This is a genomic window from Kribbella sp. NBC_01510, assembly GCF_045040325.1.
Classification (GTDB): Bacteria; Actinomycetota; Actinomycetes; order Propionibacteriales; family Kribbellaceae; genus Kribbella.
In genome coordinates this window covers 4,142,617-4,156,633 of sequence record NZ_CP109418.1, presented here as the reverse complement: position 1 = coordinate 4,156,633, position 14,017 = coordinate 4,142,617, and the positions used below count along the sequence as shown (strand labels likewise).

Annotated in this window: 13 protein-coding genes; 6 read left to right on the top strand and 7 right to left on the bottom strand. The window is 68.5% G+C overall.

Annotation, left to right across the window (positions count from 1 at the left end; translation table 11 throughout):
* Positions 1 to 8: 8 nt before the first annotated feature.
* Positions 9 to 1,448, top strand: a complete 1,440-nt coding sequence (gndA, locus tag OG558_RS20735; protein WP_405071722.1) for an NADP-dependent phosphogluconate dehydrogenase — start codon at positions 9 to 11, stop codon at positions 1,446 to 1,448.
* Here the strand turns inward: gndA and OG558_RS20730 are convergent.
* Together OG558_RS20730 and OG558_RS20725 are read right to left on the bottom strand one after the other, a co-directional pair.
* Positions 1,376 to 2,797 carry an MFS transporter gene (locus OG558_RS20730; protein WP_405071721.1) on the bottom strand — a complete coding sequence of 474 codons (1,422 nt, stop codon included), beginning with the start codon at positions 2,795 to 2,797 and terminating at the stop codon, positions 1,376 to 1,378. The genes gndA and OG558_RS20730 overlap by 73 nt on opposite strands.
* Positions 2,797 to 3,183 carry a nuclear transport factor 2 family protein gene (locus OG558_RS20725; protein WP_405071720.1) on the bottom strand — a complete coding sequence of 129 codons (387 nt, stop codon included), beginning with the start codon at positions 3,181 to 3,183 and terminating at the stop codon, positions 2,797 to 2,799. Before OG558_RS20725 ends, OG558_RS20730 begins: the two co-directional genes overlap by 1 nt.
* Positions 3,184 to 3,256: 73 nt before the next feature.
* Here OG558_RS20725 and OG558_RS20720 point away from each other — a divergent pair, with 73 nt between their 5' ends.
* From OG558_RS20720 to OG558_RS20700, 5 genes are all read left to right on the top strand, one after another.
* Positions 3,257 to 3,868, top strand: coding sequence for a TetR/AcrR family transcriptional regulator (locus OG558_RS20720; protein WP_329474563.1), 612 nt, complete (start codon positions 3,257 to 3,259; stop codon positions 3,866 to 3,868).
* A gap of 118 nt (positions 3,869 to 3,986) precedes the next feature.
* Entirely contained in the window at positions 3,987 to 4,415 is a 429-nt protein-coding gene (locus OG558_RS20715) for a DUF6319 family protein (protein ID WP_405071719.1), read from the top strand.
* Positions 4,416 to 6,171: 1,756 nt separating this feature from the next.
* Positions 6,172 to 6,708, top strand: coding sequence for a DUF6817 domain-containing protein (locus OG558_RS20710; protein WP_405071718.1), 537 nt, complete (start codon positions 6,172 to 6,174; stop codon positions 6,706 to 6,708).
* 104 nt (positions 6,709 to 6,812) lie between these two features.
* Entirely contained in the window at positions 6,813 to 7,739 is a 927-nt protein-coding gene (locus tag OG558_RS20705; protein WP_405071717.1) for an alpha/beta fold hydrolase, read from the top strand.
* Between the two features lie 277 nt (positions 7,740 to 8,016).
* The gene (locus OG558_RS20700; protein ID WP_405071716.1) at positions 8,017 to 8,433 is read left to right on the top strand and encodes a hypothetical protein; all 417 of its coding nucleotides are present in this window, start codon (positions 8,017 to 8,019) and stop codon (positions 8,431 to 8,433) included.
* A gap of 52 nt (positions 8,434 to 8,485) precedes the next feature.
* Here OG558_RS20700 and OG558_RS20695 read toward each other — a convergent pair whose 3' ends face one another.
* The 5 genes from OG558_RS20695 to OG558_RS20675 all read right to left on the bottom strand — a co-directional run bounded on the left by OG558_RS20695 (position 8,486) and on the right by OG558_RS20675 (position 14,001).
* Entirely contained in the window at positions 8,486 to 9,208 is a 723-nt protein-coding gene (locus OG558_RS20695) for a PIG-L deacetylase family protein (RefSeq protein WP_405071715.1), read from the bottom strand.
* Positions 9,209 to 9,292: 84 nt separating this feature from the next.
* Positions 9,293 to 10,591, bottom strand: a complete 1,299-nt coding sequence (locus tag OG558_RS20690; RefSeq protein WP_405071714.1) for a D-arabinono-1,4-lactone oxidase — start codon at positions 10,589 to 10,591, stop codon at positions 9,293 to 9,295.
* A complete protein-coding gene (locus tag OG558_RS20685) occupies positions 10,588 to 11,742 on the bottom strand; it encodes an amino acid deaminase/aldolase (RefSeq protein ID WP_405071713.1) in 1,155 nt (384 codons plus the stop codon). The genes OG558_RS20690 and OG558_RS20685 overlap by 4 nt, the downstream gene beginning before the upstream one ends.
* 106 nt (positions 11,743 to 11,848) lie before the next feature.
* Positions 11,849 to 12,469, bottom strand: coding sequence for a hypothetical protein (locus tag OG558_RS20680; protein ID WP_405071712.1), 621 nt, complete (start codon positions 12,467 to 12,469; stop codon positions 11,849 to 11,851).
* Positions 12,470 to 12,621: 152 nt separating this feature from the next.
* On the bottom strand, positions 12,622 to 14,001 hold the full coding sequence (locus OG558_RS20675) for a M15 family metallopeptidase (RefSeq protein WP_405071711.1): 1,380 nt from the start codon (positions 13,999 to 14,001) through the stop codon (positions 12,622 to 12,624).
* Between the last annotated feature and the right edge of the window lie 16 nt (positions 14,002 to 14,017).

Sequence of the window (14,017 nt, the reverse complement as noted above, 5' to 3'; positions counted from 1 at the left end):
GAGATTCGATGAGTTCTGCCAACGCCCAGATCGCCGTCACCGGCCTCGCGGTGATGGGCCGCAACCTGGCCCGGAACCTGGCGCGCAACGGGTTCCGTGTCGCCGTCCACAACCGGTCGCAGAGCCGGACGGACGCCCTGATCGAGGAGTTCGGCCACGAGGGCGAGTTCGTCCCCGCCACCGACCTGCCGGCGCTGGTCGAGTCGCTCGAGCAGCCGCGGAAGATCATCATCATGGTCAAGGCAGGCGAACCGACCGACGCGGTCATCGACGAGCTGGTCCCCCTGCTCGACGAGGGCGACATCGTCGTCGACGCCGGCAACGCGCATTTCCTCGACACCCGGCGCCGGGAGACCGCACTGCGCGAGAAGGGCCTGCACTTCGTCGGCAGCGGCGTGTCCGGCGGCGAGGAGGGCGCGCTGAACGGCCCGAGCATCATGCCGGGCGGATCACCCGAGTCGTACGCGGCGCTCGAGCCGATGCTGACCAAGATCTCCGCGCACGTGAACGGCGAGCCCTGCTGCGTGCACGTCGGTCCGGACGGCGCCGGCCACTTCGTGAAGATGCTGCACAACGGCATCGAGTACGCCGACATGCAGTTGATCGCGGAGGCCTACGACCTGCTCCGGCACGTGCTGGGGCTGTCCCCGGCCGAACTGGCGGACGTGTTCCTCGAGTGGAACAGTGGCGACCTGGAGTCGTTCCTGATCGAGATCACCGCCGAGGTGCTCAGCCAGGTGGACCCGACGACCGGCGGCCCGTTCGTGGACGTCGTACTGGACCAGGCCGAGCAGAAGGGCACCGGGCGGTGGACCGTCCAGTCCGCACTCGACCTCGGCATCCCGGTCAGCGGCATGGCCGAGGCCGTCTTCGCCCGGTCCCTGTCGGGCGACGTCGTACGGCGATCCGCTGCGGCCGGCGTACTGCCGGGGCCGGCCACGCCGAAGGTGGATGTGGACCGGGACGCGTTCGTCGACGACGTACGGCACGCGCTGTACTCGTCGAAGCTGGTCGCGTATGCCCAGGGCTTCGACGCGATCCGGGCCGCCAGTGAGCAGTACGACTGGAACATCGACCTGGGTGCGATGGCGACCATCTGGCGCGGCGGCTGCATCATCCGGGCCCGCTTCCTGGACCGCATCAAGGAGGCGTACGACCGGAACCCGGATCTGCCCTCGCTGCTCGTCGACGATTACTTCAAGGAAGCAGTCGCCAACGGGCAGGAGGCCTGGCGCCGGGTGGTCGCCACCGCGGCGGCGGTCGGCGTGCCGGCACCAGGTTTCTCAGCGTCACTGTCGTACTACGACGGACTGCGGGCGGAGCGGTTGCCGGCAGCGCTGATCCAGGGTCTCCGGGACCTCTTCGGCGCGCACACCTACCGGCGTACCGATCGTGATGGCACCTTCCACCTGGAGTGGTCGGGCGACCGCTCCGAAAGCACCCAGTAGACCGCGAGCGCTGCGACGCACAGGAACCCAGCCGCACCGAGGCTGGCCACGTTGAATCCATGGACAGCCCCGGAGTGCGCGGCCACGGTCCCGGCGACCGTGCTGAGCAGCGCCGTACCGAGTGATGCACCAACCTGCTGTGACGTCATCACCATGGCGCCGGCCACCGCACTGTCGTGGCCGGCGCCGAGGGTGGCGGTGCTGTTCGCTGTGACCAGCACCCATCCGGTCCCCAGACCGACCAGCAAGAACACCGGCAGGACGTTGAACCAGTAGCTGCTGTCTGCTCTCAGAAGGCCCAGCAGCGCTAGTCCTGCGGCGATCGTCAGCAGTCCTGGGCAGATGAGCGATCGCACTGGTGCTTTGGCCAGTAGTGGGCTCACCGCGCGCACTCCTGCCATGAGACCGACGGTCAGCGGCAGGAAGCCCACGCCGGCTCGCACCGGTGAGTAGTGCCGGATGTTCTGCAGATAGAAGGTCAGGAAGAACAGGGCGGCGAACATGCCGATGGCGAGGCTGAACACCGCCAGATAAGAGCCGCCGCGACGGCGATCCAAGACGACTCTCAGCGGCAGGAGCGGCGTTCTCACCCGCGTCTGGGTGCTGATGAATGCAACGAGCAGGACGACTCCAGCTATGACTGACCCGAACGTTGTGGGCGCACCCCAACCATCCGGCTCTGCTCTCGCGAACCCGTAGGTGAGAGCCATGAGGCCGACCGTCCCCAGAACAGCGCCCACGACATCGATCCGCACACCTGGCACCCGCGGCACGGCGCGTACGGCGTATCCGACGCCGGCGGCGGCCAGGGCGGCGACCGGCAGGTTGACGAACATGCACCAGCGCCAGTCGAGGTACTCGGTGAGGACTCCACCCACCAGCACACCAAGACCCGAGGCACTGCCCATCGCGGTGCCGTAGATGCCGAATGCCTTGCCGCGCTCGGCCGGCAGCGGGAAGGACGCCGCGAGCGTCGCCAGCACCGCGGGGGTCAGCAATGCGCCCGCCGCACCTTGCAGGGCACGACCGGTGAGCAGCATCGCGGGACCGGTCGCCGCACCACCGAGCGCCGACGCAGCGGCGAAGCCGGTCAGTCCGATGAGGAGTGCGCGTCTGCGGCCGATCAGGTCGGTCATCCGGCCGCCGACCAACAGCAGACCGCCGTACCCGAGGGCGAAGAGCGTGATCACCCACTGACGCGTGGGGTCGGACATCTGGAGCGACCGCTGCACGGACGGCAGGGCGATGTTCATGATCGTCAGGTCGATGCCGATCATCAGCTGGGCGGTCGCCACGGCGGCCAGTGCCCACCACCGCCGTACGTCCACCGGCACTTCTGTGGTGGTCACTAGAACATCCCGTTCTGGTTGGCGGCGGTGTCCGGGACGGGCTGCATCACATCCCAGTGCTCGACGATCTTCCCGTCCGCGTCGAACCGGAAGATGTCGACGATCGCCGTACCTGACTGGCCTGGCACGCGGACGCCGTACACGTGGGCGACGACGTACTCGCCGTCGGCGAAGATCCGCTTCACCTCGGCCCGGAGGTCGGGGAAGTCCTGGCGGAGGGTCGCGAGGAACGCCTCGAAGCCGTCGATGCCGTCGGCGATCCGGGGGTTGTGCTGCACATATCGGCTGCCGATGAGGGTTGCCGCCTTGTCGAAGTCCTTCTGGTTGAGGCCGATCTCGTAGAAGTCGAGGACGGTCTGCTTGTTGCGTTCGAGGGTGTGGTCCATGCATCCGGTCCTTAAGTGAACAGGTGTAGTGCTACGACTGTAGGGCAACGTGTGTTGCAATACAATGGGATTCATGGACGCGACCACACCTGCAGCCCGGAGCCGGAATCGCCGGGGACAAGGGGAACTGCTGCGGCGCGACATCATCGATGCCGCCCTGCGGATGCTGAACGAACTCGGCGACGACGAGGCCCTGTCGTTGCGCGCCGTCGCTCGCGAGGTGGGGATCGCGGCGACCTCGGTATACATCCACTTCGCCGATCGGGACGAGCTCGTCTTCGCCGCGCTCGAGCAGTGCACCGCGGACCTGATCCGCGACCTCGACCAGGCCGAGGCGAGCGGCGGCGACGATCCGGTGGAGCGGCTACGGGCGCGGTTGCTGTTCCTCAGCGCCTGGACGAGCGAGTACGCCGGCCTCTACAAGGTGCTGCACGAGAGCACGCTGAACCGGCGAATGCACCTGATCTTCAAGGCGGAGCTCGCCACCCGCGCGACCGCGGCCGTCCAGCGTTGCATGGACGCCGGCCTCGCGCCGGCCGGCGACGCCGCCGTCGTCGCGTTCGACCTACGCGCCGCCGTGCACGGCGCGGTCTCGATCCGCATCAACGAGCCGGAGGCCGACCTTCCGCCGTTGCGGGATCAGATCGACCGCTTCCTGGTGAAGCTGGTCGGCGTGCGCGGCTGAGCGTATGCGGCTGACTTTGCCCGGCTGGGTTTGCCCGAGAGTCGAACGTGTGTTCTAATAAACTCTCAGCGCCAGCCCGCTCACGGCGGGCGATGTTCAGAAGGAGATCGCCGCAACGATGACTGTAGACACTCTGGCAGTAGAAGCGCCGTCCACCGACGCCGACACTCCCGAAGCCTTGGTCCCTTCCCCGGAGAGCACAGCGCCCGACGCTTCCTCTGCCGCTCCCGTCGAGGAGAAGCCCAAGAAGGCTCCCGCCAAGAAGGCGGCCGCCAAGAAGACCAAGACCCTGGAGCTGACTCTCACCGTCACCGGCACCGCCGACGGCGAATGGCACGCCGAGCTCAAGCAGGGCACCACCTTCCTCGCCCGCAACCTCGCCGTCGCAGCCGCCGCCGTCTCCCGCGCCGCCAAGGAACTCCACGAAGACCTCTCGACTCCCATCGATGAGGTCATCGAAGAAGCCCGCGCCCAGCAAGCAGCCAAGGTCGCCGCCCTGGAAGCCGAACTAGAAGCCGCCCGCAAAGCCCTGGCCGACCTCGACTAAACCCGCCGGCCGGCCCCTCGCGCACCCCAACCCGCGGTGCGCACCCCACCACCGGCCCCGCGTGCCCCGCCCCACCGGCGCACCCCGACCACCCGCGCCCTAAGCCGATCACGCGGACCAGCCACCACGGGCCTGGACCCAGCACTCCGCGCAAACCCGCCCCAGGGCCCGGACCCGATCACCCGCTCCACACCGGACCACGGCGCACAGACCCGACCAACCCGCGCTCACCGCATCATGGCGCGAACCCCGACCACTCCCAGGCTCACCGCACCACGAGCCCGGACCTCAATCACCCCGCGCACCCCAACCACCGCACGGGCCCCCCGACCAGCGACCCGCTCGTCTGGATCAACCCGCTCGCCCGGGTCCGATCCGCTCGGACGCGCGGGATTCCCAGCGGCTTGGCCGGTGGCCGTCCACCTTCCCTGGACGACCACCGGCCAAGCCCATCATTGCCCAAGGCAACGCTCAGCGCCCCGACACCCGGCTGACAGTAGTGCCGTGCGGTGACGTCTCAGACCCGGCCGCCAGCCGACCAGTAACCGTGGCAGTAAGAAGCGTCGTAGTAGCGAGGGCCGCCACCAACGTCCAACGAGCTGCAGTGTTGCTCATGCCCAAATCGTCCCGCCCCACCCACCCCACCGGAACACCCGGCCACCGCTTTCAGGGCCTACTCCGGGCCCCTCTCCGGCAAACTCCTGACCCCACCCCGCACCCCCCCTGCCTAACCCGCACCCCCTCCGCCAGCAACTTCTCAACCACCTGCACCCCGCGGACCCGCGAGCGTCTGAACCATTCCCACTGCACCGGCCCAGCAAGCCCGAGCAGCCCCCTCGGCCCAGCACGCCTCGAGCAGTCCCACTACCTCGGCCCGGCACGGTCGCGAGGACCCGCCGCTCCCGACCCGGGCCCGAGCCTCTCCAGCCCCCGGCCGACCGTCTCGAACAACCGCCGCGCCCTGCCCGAAGCGCCGCGACCAACCCGAAGCGCCGCGCCCGAGACGGTCTCGAGCACCCGCACCCCGGCCCGGCACGGCCTCCAGCAACTCCACCGGCTCGACCCGGCACGATCCCGAACAGCCCCGGCTGGCCCCGGCACAGTCACGAGCACCCGCAACCCCCGGCCCGGCACTCAGCAACCCACCGCCTGGGCCCGGCACGGTCACGAGCACCCACAGCCCCCGGCCCGGGCCTCTCCCCCGGGACCGACTGTCTCGAACAACCCGCCGCGCCCTGCCCGAGGCGCCGCGCCCAGCCCGCAGCCCCGCGTCCGAGACGGTCTCGAGCACCTCCAGTTCCTGGCCCGGCACGGCCTCCAGCAACCTCACCGCCTCGGCCCGGCACGCTCTCGCGAGCTGCAGCCCCGGCATCTGCAGTCGCTGGCCAGGGGGTCTCGAAGAGCCGCCGAGCCCTGGCGGCAGGGCCGCGACCAACCCGAGGCCCGCGTCCGGGATGGTGTCGAGCACCTGCGTGCGCTCCGACTCGGAAGTACCTCGGCCACCCTCCAGGCGCTGGCTCGGGCAACTCGCGGGGCTCGGGCGGAATCGCGTCGGTGAGCCGGAGTCCGCGGGTGGGGCTGTTGTGGGGCGGTTGACCAGCGCCTGCTCGAGCACACGTTTGGGGGAAGGGGAAGTGAACTAGGTGTGACGGAAACGGCACGCCGCAGGTGTGGGCGGGGGTGGTGGATTGGCTTTACCGTAGGTGCCTGGGCCGGTCCGCAGGGCCCTGACCGCTCCGCGTCGAGAAGGGGTCAGATGAGCACTTTTGAGGACTTGGGTTCGCTGCTGATGGTGCGCGGCGCCGACGAGCTCGATCACGCGGGCGGAAGCCTCTACGTGCATCTCCATCGGGTCGCCAAGCGCCTGACCACCCTGGGCGCATCCGACACCCTCGTCCTGGCCGGCCTCGCCCACGCGGCGTACGGAACCGATGGCTTCCCCACCCACCTGTTCGACTGGCAGACCGAGCGCCCGGTCCTGGAGTCCGTCATCGGCCCGGAGGCGGAGCTGATCGTCTACCGCTACGGCTCCTGCGAGCGCGAGACCACCTGGCGCGACCTCGCCGAACACCACACCGTCACCGACCGCTTCACCGGTACGTCGGAGGAGCTCAGCACCCCCGACCTCCGCGACTTCGTCGATCTCACCATCGTCAACGAACTCGACGTCCTCGACCACGCGCCGGCCCTGGCCCCGAAGCTCCGCCCGTTCCTCCAAGAGCAAATCCCCCGCTGGCAGTCCCTGGCCTCCCCTGCCGTCCTCGCCGAATCCCAGCGCCTCCTCCCTCTGTAGCCGTCACCGGCCCGCTGCTCGCCGACGAGATCGCGGAGCAGTCCGCCTCGGGGCATCGCCGTACCCACAGACGCCCCGCTTGAGGCAGCGGCGAGACTTGGGCTGTGAAACGGTTCCTACGCCGGGCATTGCTGGCCATCCTCGGCCTCTGGCTGATCGTCACAGCAGCATCGCTCGGCTACAACGCCTTCACCGGCGGAACCGCCGCCCCACCACCCGGACTCAAGTTCGTCGAGGCAGGTGACGTCAACACCCGCTACGACACTTGGGGTACGACGGGCACGCCGGTGGTGCTCGTCCACGGCGCGGCCGAGTCAGTCGACACCTGGTCCCGGCTCGTACCGCTGCTGGCGACCAATCACCGGGTCTACGCGTACGACATCACCGGATACGGCTACAGCGAGCGCAGAGCGCCGTACACCATCGAGCATCTCGCCAGTCAACTCCTGGGCTTCCTGGACGCAATGCACCTCGGCGGCCCCGGGCAGCCGAGGCCGATCCTCGTCGGCCACTCCCTCGGCGCCGGCGTCGTCGCCGAGGCCACGCTGGAGGCACCGTCTCGCGTCGGCGGAATCATGTTCCTCGACGGCGACGGTGTGCCTCTCCCCGGTGGCGGTCCCGGGCTGCGGCGCGTGATCGTGCCGCCGTACCGCACGACTCTGCTTCGTCTCGTCCTAGGCTCCGACTCGCTGATCCGCAAGATCTACAACAGCGCCTGCGCCCCCGACTGCCCAGCGCCGGATGTCGACCAGTGGACCCGCCCCTTCCGCCAGCCCGGAGCCGAAAAGGCGGTCTGGCAAATGACAGCCCACGGCATCCCAGCAGTCTCCGCCGACCGCCTGGCCCACCTCCGCGATCTCCCGATCCCCAAATCAGTAGTCTTCGGCGCCCTCGACACCGACGGCGGCAACCCCACCGAAACCGCCACCCGCATAGGCGCCCCCGCCCCCACCCTCATCCCCCACGCCAACCACCTAACCCTCATCTCCAGCCCCACCCAGGTAGCCACCGCCATCAACGCACTCCACTGACCACCCCCAGACGGGCGGGCGGATCTGAACAGCCCATGGCAGCCGGAGTACGACGGGGAGCCAACCCGCGGCATCTCGCAGCGGATCGGCCAGCCTGGCTACCAGCGGCCACCCGTGAGCCCTCCCTACCGCAGTTGGTGTGTCTGAGCAGGACGCCGATGCCGACCCGGGACGGGATGCCCGCGAGCCGGGTGCACGGCCGAGTGGAAGCGCCTGCCTGGATGGGCCGGATTGTGGGTTTCTGGAAAACGGGTGGGTGGGGGCGGATGATCGGGGTATGGCCCTGTATGAAGTGATTGCTCGCGCTCAGACCGATCGACGGCTGTCCGACTCCGACTATCTCGAGCTCGCCTTCAACTCGTGCACCCTCGACAAGGGCATGCGGTTCCAGTGGGTCGAGCATCTGCCCGACGGCACGATTGCTGTCGTGCTGCAGCAGAAGCTCTCGCCGCGGAAGCACGACACCGCGTGTGAAATGGCGAACCGCAGCCTTGCCCAGCTCGGCATCCCTGCCAGCCAGGTCCAGCAGATCGACCTCCTCCGCATGACGCGCAAGGGCGGCCGCGACTTGGTCCGCTCCTGGGTGGGCCCGAACAACCCGCCTGGCCCGGACACCTCCGGCGACCGCGAGCCCCGGCGCCCGAAGCCCGCACCTCCACACCTGCAGGCATCACTCGAACTCCCCCGCGACTGACGGGGCGTCGACAAATATCCGATGACTCGTGGGCGACGGTTGTTCGCCTCGGTTAAAGGGTGAAGACCTCGAAACGGGTGGCGTACTTGGTGCCTAGGCGGGTGCCCGCGGGGCGGGAGGTGCCTTCCAGGAATTCTTCCGGGTCGAAGTGCGGCCAGTTGAGGCCGTCGATGTAGGCCTTGTGGGCTTTGAGGGATTTGACGCCGATGTCGAAGGTGTCGGTGGTGTCCGCGGCGTGGCGAGCTTGTGGTGAGCCGGTGGCCCAGACCTGGCGTACGCCGCCCCAGCGGTCGCCCGCTTCGGGGAAGATCCAGCGGTTGGCGGCGTCGCGGACAGCGTCGAGGGTGGCGTGGCCGGTGTTGATGTGGTCGGCCTGGTTGAGGACTACGTCGCCGTCCCAGGTCCCGCGGAAGTTGTTGGTGATCACGATCTCGGGCTGGTGCCGGCGGATTACGTCCGTGATGAGGCGGCGGAGCGCGACGCCGTACTCGATGGTGCCGTCGGGCTGACCGAGGAACTCGACCGTCGAGACGCCGACGATCCGGGCGGACTCGATCTGCTCACCTTCTCGCAGCGGACCGCATTCGGCGGGCGCGATGCCGTCGATGCCTGCCTCGCCGGACGTGAGCAGGCAGTACACGATCTCCTTCCCCTGCCCGGTCCACCGCGCGATCGCCGCCGCCGACCCGAACTCCAGGTCGTCCGGATGCGCGACCACAGCCAACGCCTTCTGCCAGTCCTCGACTACAGGCTCGAGCCCCTCCACAGAGTTCATGTCCGCAGGCTAGCTCCCGCCGCACCACCTCGTGAACAACCTTGCCCGAACAGGAAGCCGCCGAGGTAGGCCCGGCGGTTGGGTTTATCCGAAGACTTGGCGGGTGTAAGGGTTCTCGAAGATGTGTTGGGGGTCTAGGCGGGTGCGGACCGCTAGGTAGTCGTCGAAGTGGGGGTAACGAGTGCGGAGATCTTCGGCGGTGAGGGTGTGGAGTTTGCCCCAGTGGGGGCGGGCGTTGTAGTCGGAGACGATGCGTTCGAAGGCTTGGAAGTACGGGTCGTGGGGTAGGCGGTGGTACTGGTGAATGGCTATGTAGGCGGTGTCGCGGCCGTACGCCGTGGAGAGCCAGATGTCGTCGGGGGCGGCAACGCGGACCTCGATCGGGAACGGGATGCGGGAGCCTGACGTGTCGATCCAGTCGCGGAGGCGGCGGATCACGTCGACCACGTTCTCCCGGGGTACGGCGTACTCGGACTCGCGGAAGACCACGTTGCGTTCGGAACAGAAGACCTTGTACGACGCGTCGACGTACTCGCGGGCCGAGAGGGCGTGGGACGCGATGCGGTTGATCCGGGGAACCAGGCTGGGTCGTCGGACCGCCAGTCGGTTGGTCAGCTCGAAGACCTTGTTGGACAGGAGTTCATCGTCGATCCAGCCGCGGACGCGACCGACCGGGGACGGGCCGACGCCGGGCCCGACGCGGTTGTTGCGCTTGGTCAGCGCGATGTCGGTGTGCGGGAACCAGTAGAACTCGAAGTGATCGTTGCTGTCGGCAAATTCATCGAAACCGTCGAGGACATCGCCCAGCGGGAGCGGCATCTCCTGGGCGTGAAGAAGGAAGGCCGGCACGCACTGGAGGGTGAGGGCACTGATCACGCCGAGGGCGCCGACCGAGACGCGGCCGGCGGCGAAGACATCCGGGTGCTCCTCGGCTGAACAATGCAGGATCGAGCCGTCGGCGGTGACCAGGTCGAGGGCTACGACCTGTGTCGCGAGGCCGCCGAGACGGGCGCCCGTGCCGTGGGTGCCGGTGGAGATCGCGCCGGAGATGGTTTGTTTGTCGATGTCGCCGAGGTTCGCCATCGCGAGGTCGAAGGCGGCCAGGCCGGCGTTGAGTTTGCGCAGGCCGGTGCCGGCGCCGACGGTGACGCGGCCGGAATCCTTGTCCGCATGGATGATCGAGGACAGGTCGTCCATCCGGATCATCACCTGCTCGGGCACGGAGCAGCCGGTGAACGAATGCCCGGAGCCGACGGCCTTGAGCTTCTTGCCTTGCTCGGCAGCGGACTTCACCGCTGCGGCGAGCTCGTCGGTCGACGACGGTCGGAGGATCTCGACACCCGTGGCCGACTCGGTGCCGGCCCAGTTCCGCCAGGTGCTCATCCGAAGTTCTTCCCCTCGCCTCGGTAGGTGGTGAGGTCGGTCAGCTCGTCGCCGTCGATCGCGTGTATGACATCGAATCTCTCCAGCATTTCGCCCGCCTTTGCATAGCGCATCCAGACTCTGTCTCCAAGATGCAACGCATCGGCGGAACTCCCAAGGACCGGAGTCTGCACTTCTCCGGCACCTTCTGTGCCCAACAACTTCAATCCGGACGGCCAGGCCGGCGATGGCAGGCGTGATTTCTTGGCCGGGCCGGAGGCGACGTAGCCGCCGCCGAAGAGTGTGGCGATCCGTGGGGCAGGACGCCGTACGACGTCGAGCGCGTAGGCGACCGCGTGTTCCGGCTGGAAGACGTCGTACTTGTCGAAGAGGGTGGGGCCGTAGAAGCCGGAGCCGGCGGTGACTTCGGTGACTACCGGGTCGGCGCTGCTGACCTCGAGGCTGCCGGTGCCGCCGCTGTTGACGAGCCGCAGCGGCGCATACTGCTTGACCGCGTCGACGACCGCGCCGCGGCGCTCGGCGAGTTCGGCGGCGGAGCGGCGCTTCACCCAGCGGACGGCGGGTGAGGTGTCGGGGAGGCCGGCGATCTGGGCCTCGTAGAACATCACGCCGGCCAGTTCGAAGGCGTCGTCGGCGGCAACCGTACGGGCGAGTCCGGCGACGTCTGCGGGGGTTCGGAGGGGTGAGCGGCGCACGCCGAGGTGCTGGCCGAGGACGCGGAGGGACGCGTCGACGTCGAGGCAGACCTGGATTCGCGCTCCGCCGGTGGTGATCGACTTGATGAACGCCAGGTGGTCCGGTGAGTCGATCATGAGCGTGATGCGGGCGGCCGCCTCGGGGTCTTTGGCGAGAGCGCGCAGAGCGGCGCGGTGGGTGGTCGGGTAGCCGAGGAGGATGTCGTCGACGCCGTTGTGGGCGAGCCAAAGGGCTTCCGGGAGGGCGTAGCTCATCACACCGTGAAAGCCGGGGCGCTCGAGTGCGGCGCTGATCAGGGCGCGGCAGCGGACCGACTTCGACGCGATGCGGATCGGCGTACCGGCGGCGCGGCGGACCAGGTCGTCGGCGTTGCGGCGGAAGGCGGCGAGGTCGATCACCGCATACGGTGCGTCGAAGTCCGCGGTCAGGCGGGCATACCGGTCGAAGTCACCCATAACCGGAGTGTAGGACAAACAATACTGAAAGGTAATACAGCTTCTCGCTCGAGTTGAAGAGCACGACGCCTCCGGCGCCGGGAGCGGGAGCGGGGGCCGAGGCTGATCATGGAGTGTCGATTGTGGATTTGAGGGTGGGGATTACGGATTGGGCCCAGGGGGATTGGGATTCGGGGTGCGGGGAGGTAGTAGCGAGGAGCGCGACGGTGGCGCCTTGGAGGGTGGAGATGTCCACGTAGGACTCGGCGCCAGCGTAGGTGCGGGTGGCGGCGGTTGCGGTGTCGTCGGACCAGAGCTGCTTGACGGAGAGGTCGCCGCCGGTGCCGCAGGCAGTCATGCGGGCGTGGTAGCCGTCGTAGTACGCCTTGGCGTTGGTGGAGTTGGCAAAGCGGAGCAGCAGCGCCGTGGCGGGGAGGGCGTCGGCGGTGCGGTAGGTGCCGGCCAGCGCGTACTGCGGGACTGGGAGGGAGCCGGTCACCGGAGCGCCGGAGCAGCCGGAGGGCAAGGCTTCGAAGGCGGCCTGGTGGGGGTCGCGTTTGCGGGTCCAGGTGTTGTTGCCCAGGAACCCGGCCTCGGCGCCGCCCGGGTCGGCGTACGTCTTCCAGCCTGAGCCGAGCTTCTCGGGCGCCGGGAGGTTGCGAGCGCTCAGCGGCCCGGCAGTGGCCGGCGGTGGTGCGGTTGCCTGCTCTGGAAGCTCAGGCGGCACCGCTGCGTCGGTGGGCTTCACAGTGCTCAACGTGTTGGTGGGCACTGGCACCGTGCCGCCCACAGTGCTGGGAATCGGGGTTGCTGCTGTCGGAGCAGCCTGAGGCACCGACGGTGACCCAGAGCTGCAGCCCGCCAGCAACAGCGCCGACAGCCCAGCAACTACGACAGTCTTCACTTCGGCTCGAAGTGCTGGTAGTCGGGCTTGGCCCAGCCGGCGCCCCAGAAGTAGCCCTGGGCAACCAGAGCCTTGGTCGCGACACTGCTCGCGAAGAGCATGCCGGGACGCGACACCGAGCGGTTGCGGTACGCGAGCCCGTTCGACGGGTACCAGACCCCGTTCGCGGCCAGGTACGGGTTCTCGACGGTGTTGATGTCGATCGCCCACCCATAGGAGTGTGGCGAGAGCGAGTACGGATCACCGGTGACCCGGCGGCAGTTGAACGCCGACGTGTTGTCGGCCGCCATCGACTTGACGTCACTGCCACCGAACACGTCCACCCGCCGCATCTGCCGGATCGGGAACTTGGATGCGAACGTCGAGGTCCACACCGTGATCATCTTCGACACCGCGGCGTCTCGCAGGATCAGCTCACCACGGTGCACCTTCCCGTCGAAGCCCCAGTAGTTCAGCTGGAGCAACCGCAGTGACGACGGCTTGACCGGGCACCCGGCCCGGTAGGTATTCGGCACCATTGTGGCCGAGACGGCGTACACCTTGGGGTTCAGTGCGGCCTTGATCACGATCTTGGCGAGGCCGGAGTACTCCATCGCGGGCTGGCTGGCGTAGCGGGTCAGCACGCGCACGGTCCGGGTGGACGGGATGTCGTCCGGGACCCGGAGCCGGAAGTTGCCCGCCGCATCCATCGTGGCGATGCTCAGCAGGCGCCACTTGCCGCTGCCGAGGTAGTCCTGCAGCGCGAGCTCCTTGCCCGGCTCGGCCGGCGTCATCCGGCCGGTGACCGACACACCGGTCAGCGTCGCGTACCAGGCCGCCGGGGTGTTGATCACGATCTTGCGGTCCTGGATCGGGACGGTCCGGTACGCCGAGATCGCTAGCGCCGTCGTGTCCTTCACCCCGATCATGGTCCGGAACGCCCAGGTGCCGGTGGACGCCGAGGTGTACGTGAACTTGTAGACCCCACCGGCCGTGGTGCGGGTCGACCCGCGCAGCACCCACGCGCCCGGGACGCGCTGCCACAGCGTGATGTACGAGCCGGTGATCGGCTGGCTGATCTTCCCGGTGAACACCGTCGGCTTGTCCTCCCAGGAGGCAGCCGGCTGGTTCAGCGTGATGGACCACGCCGCGGCCGGTGTTGGTGTCGGCGTGGGTGTGGGCGTTGGCTCCTCAGCCGGAGGAGGCGACGACGTCTCAACCTCAGTAGGCGGCGTCGTGGTCGGCTCCACCGCCGGTGTGGTCGGCTCGGCCGCCGGAGTCGTCGCCTCGGCGACTCCCGGCGTCACAGACGGATCATCAGCCGCCTGCGCGGAGCCGACCGGCACCACAACCCCCAGCAGCAGTACCGCAACCACCCCGATGGAACGCGACCTCATATGCATGCCTCCCCCT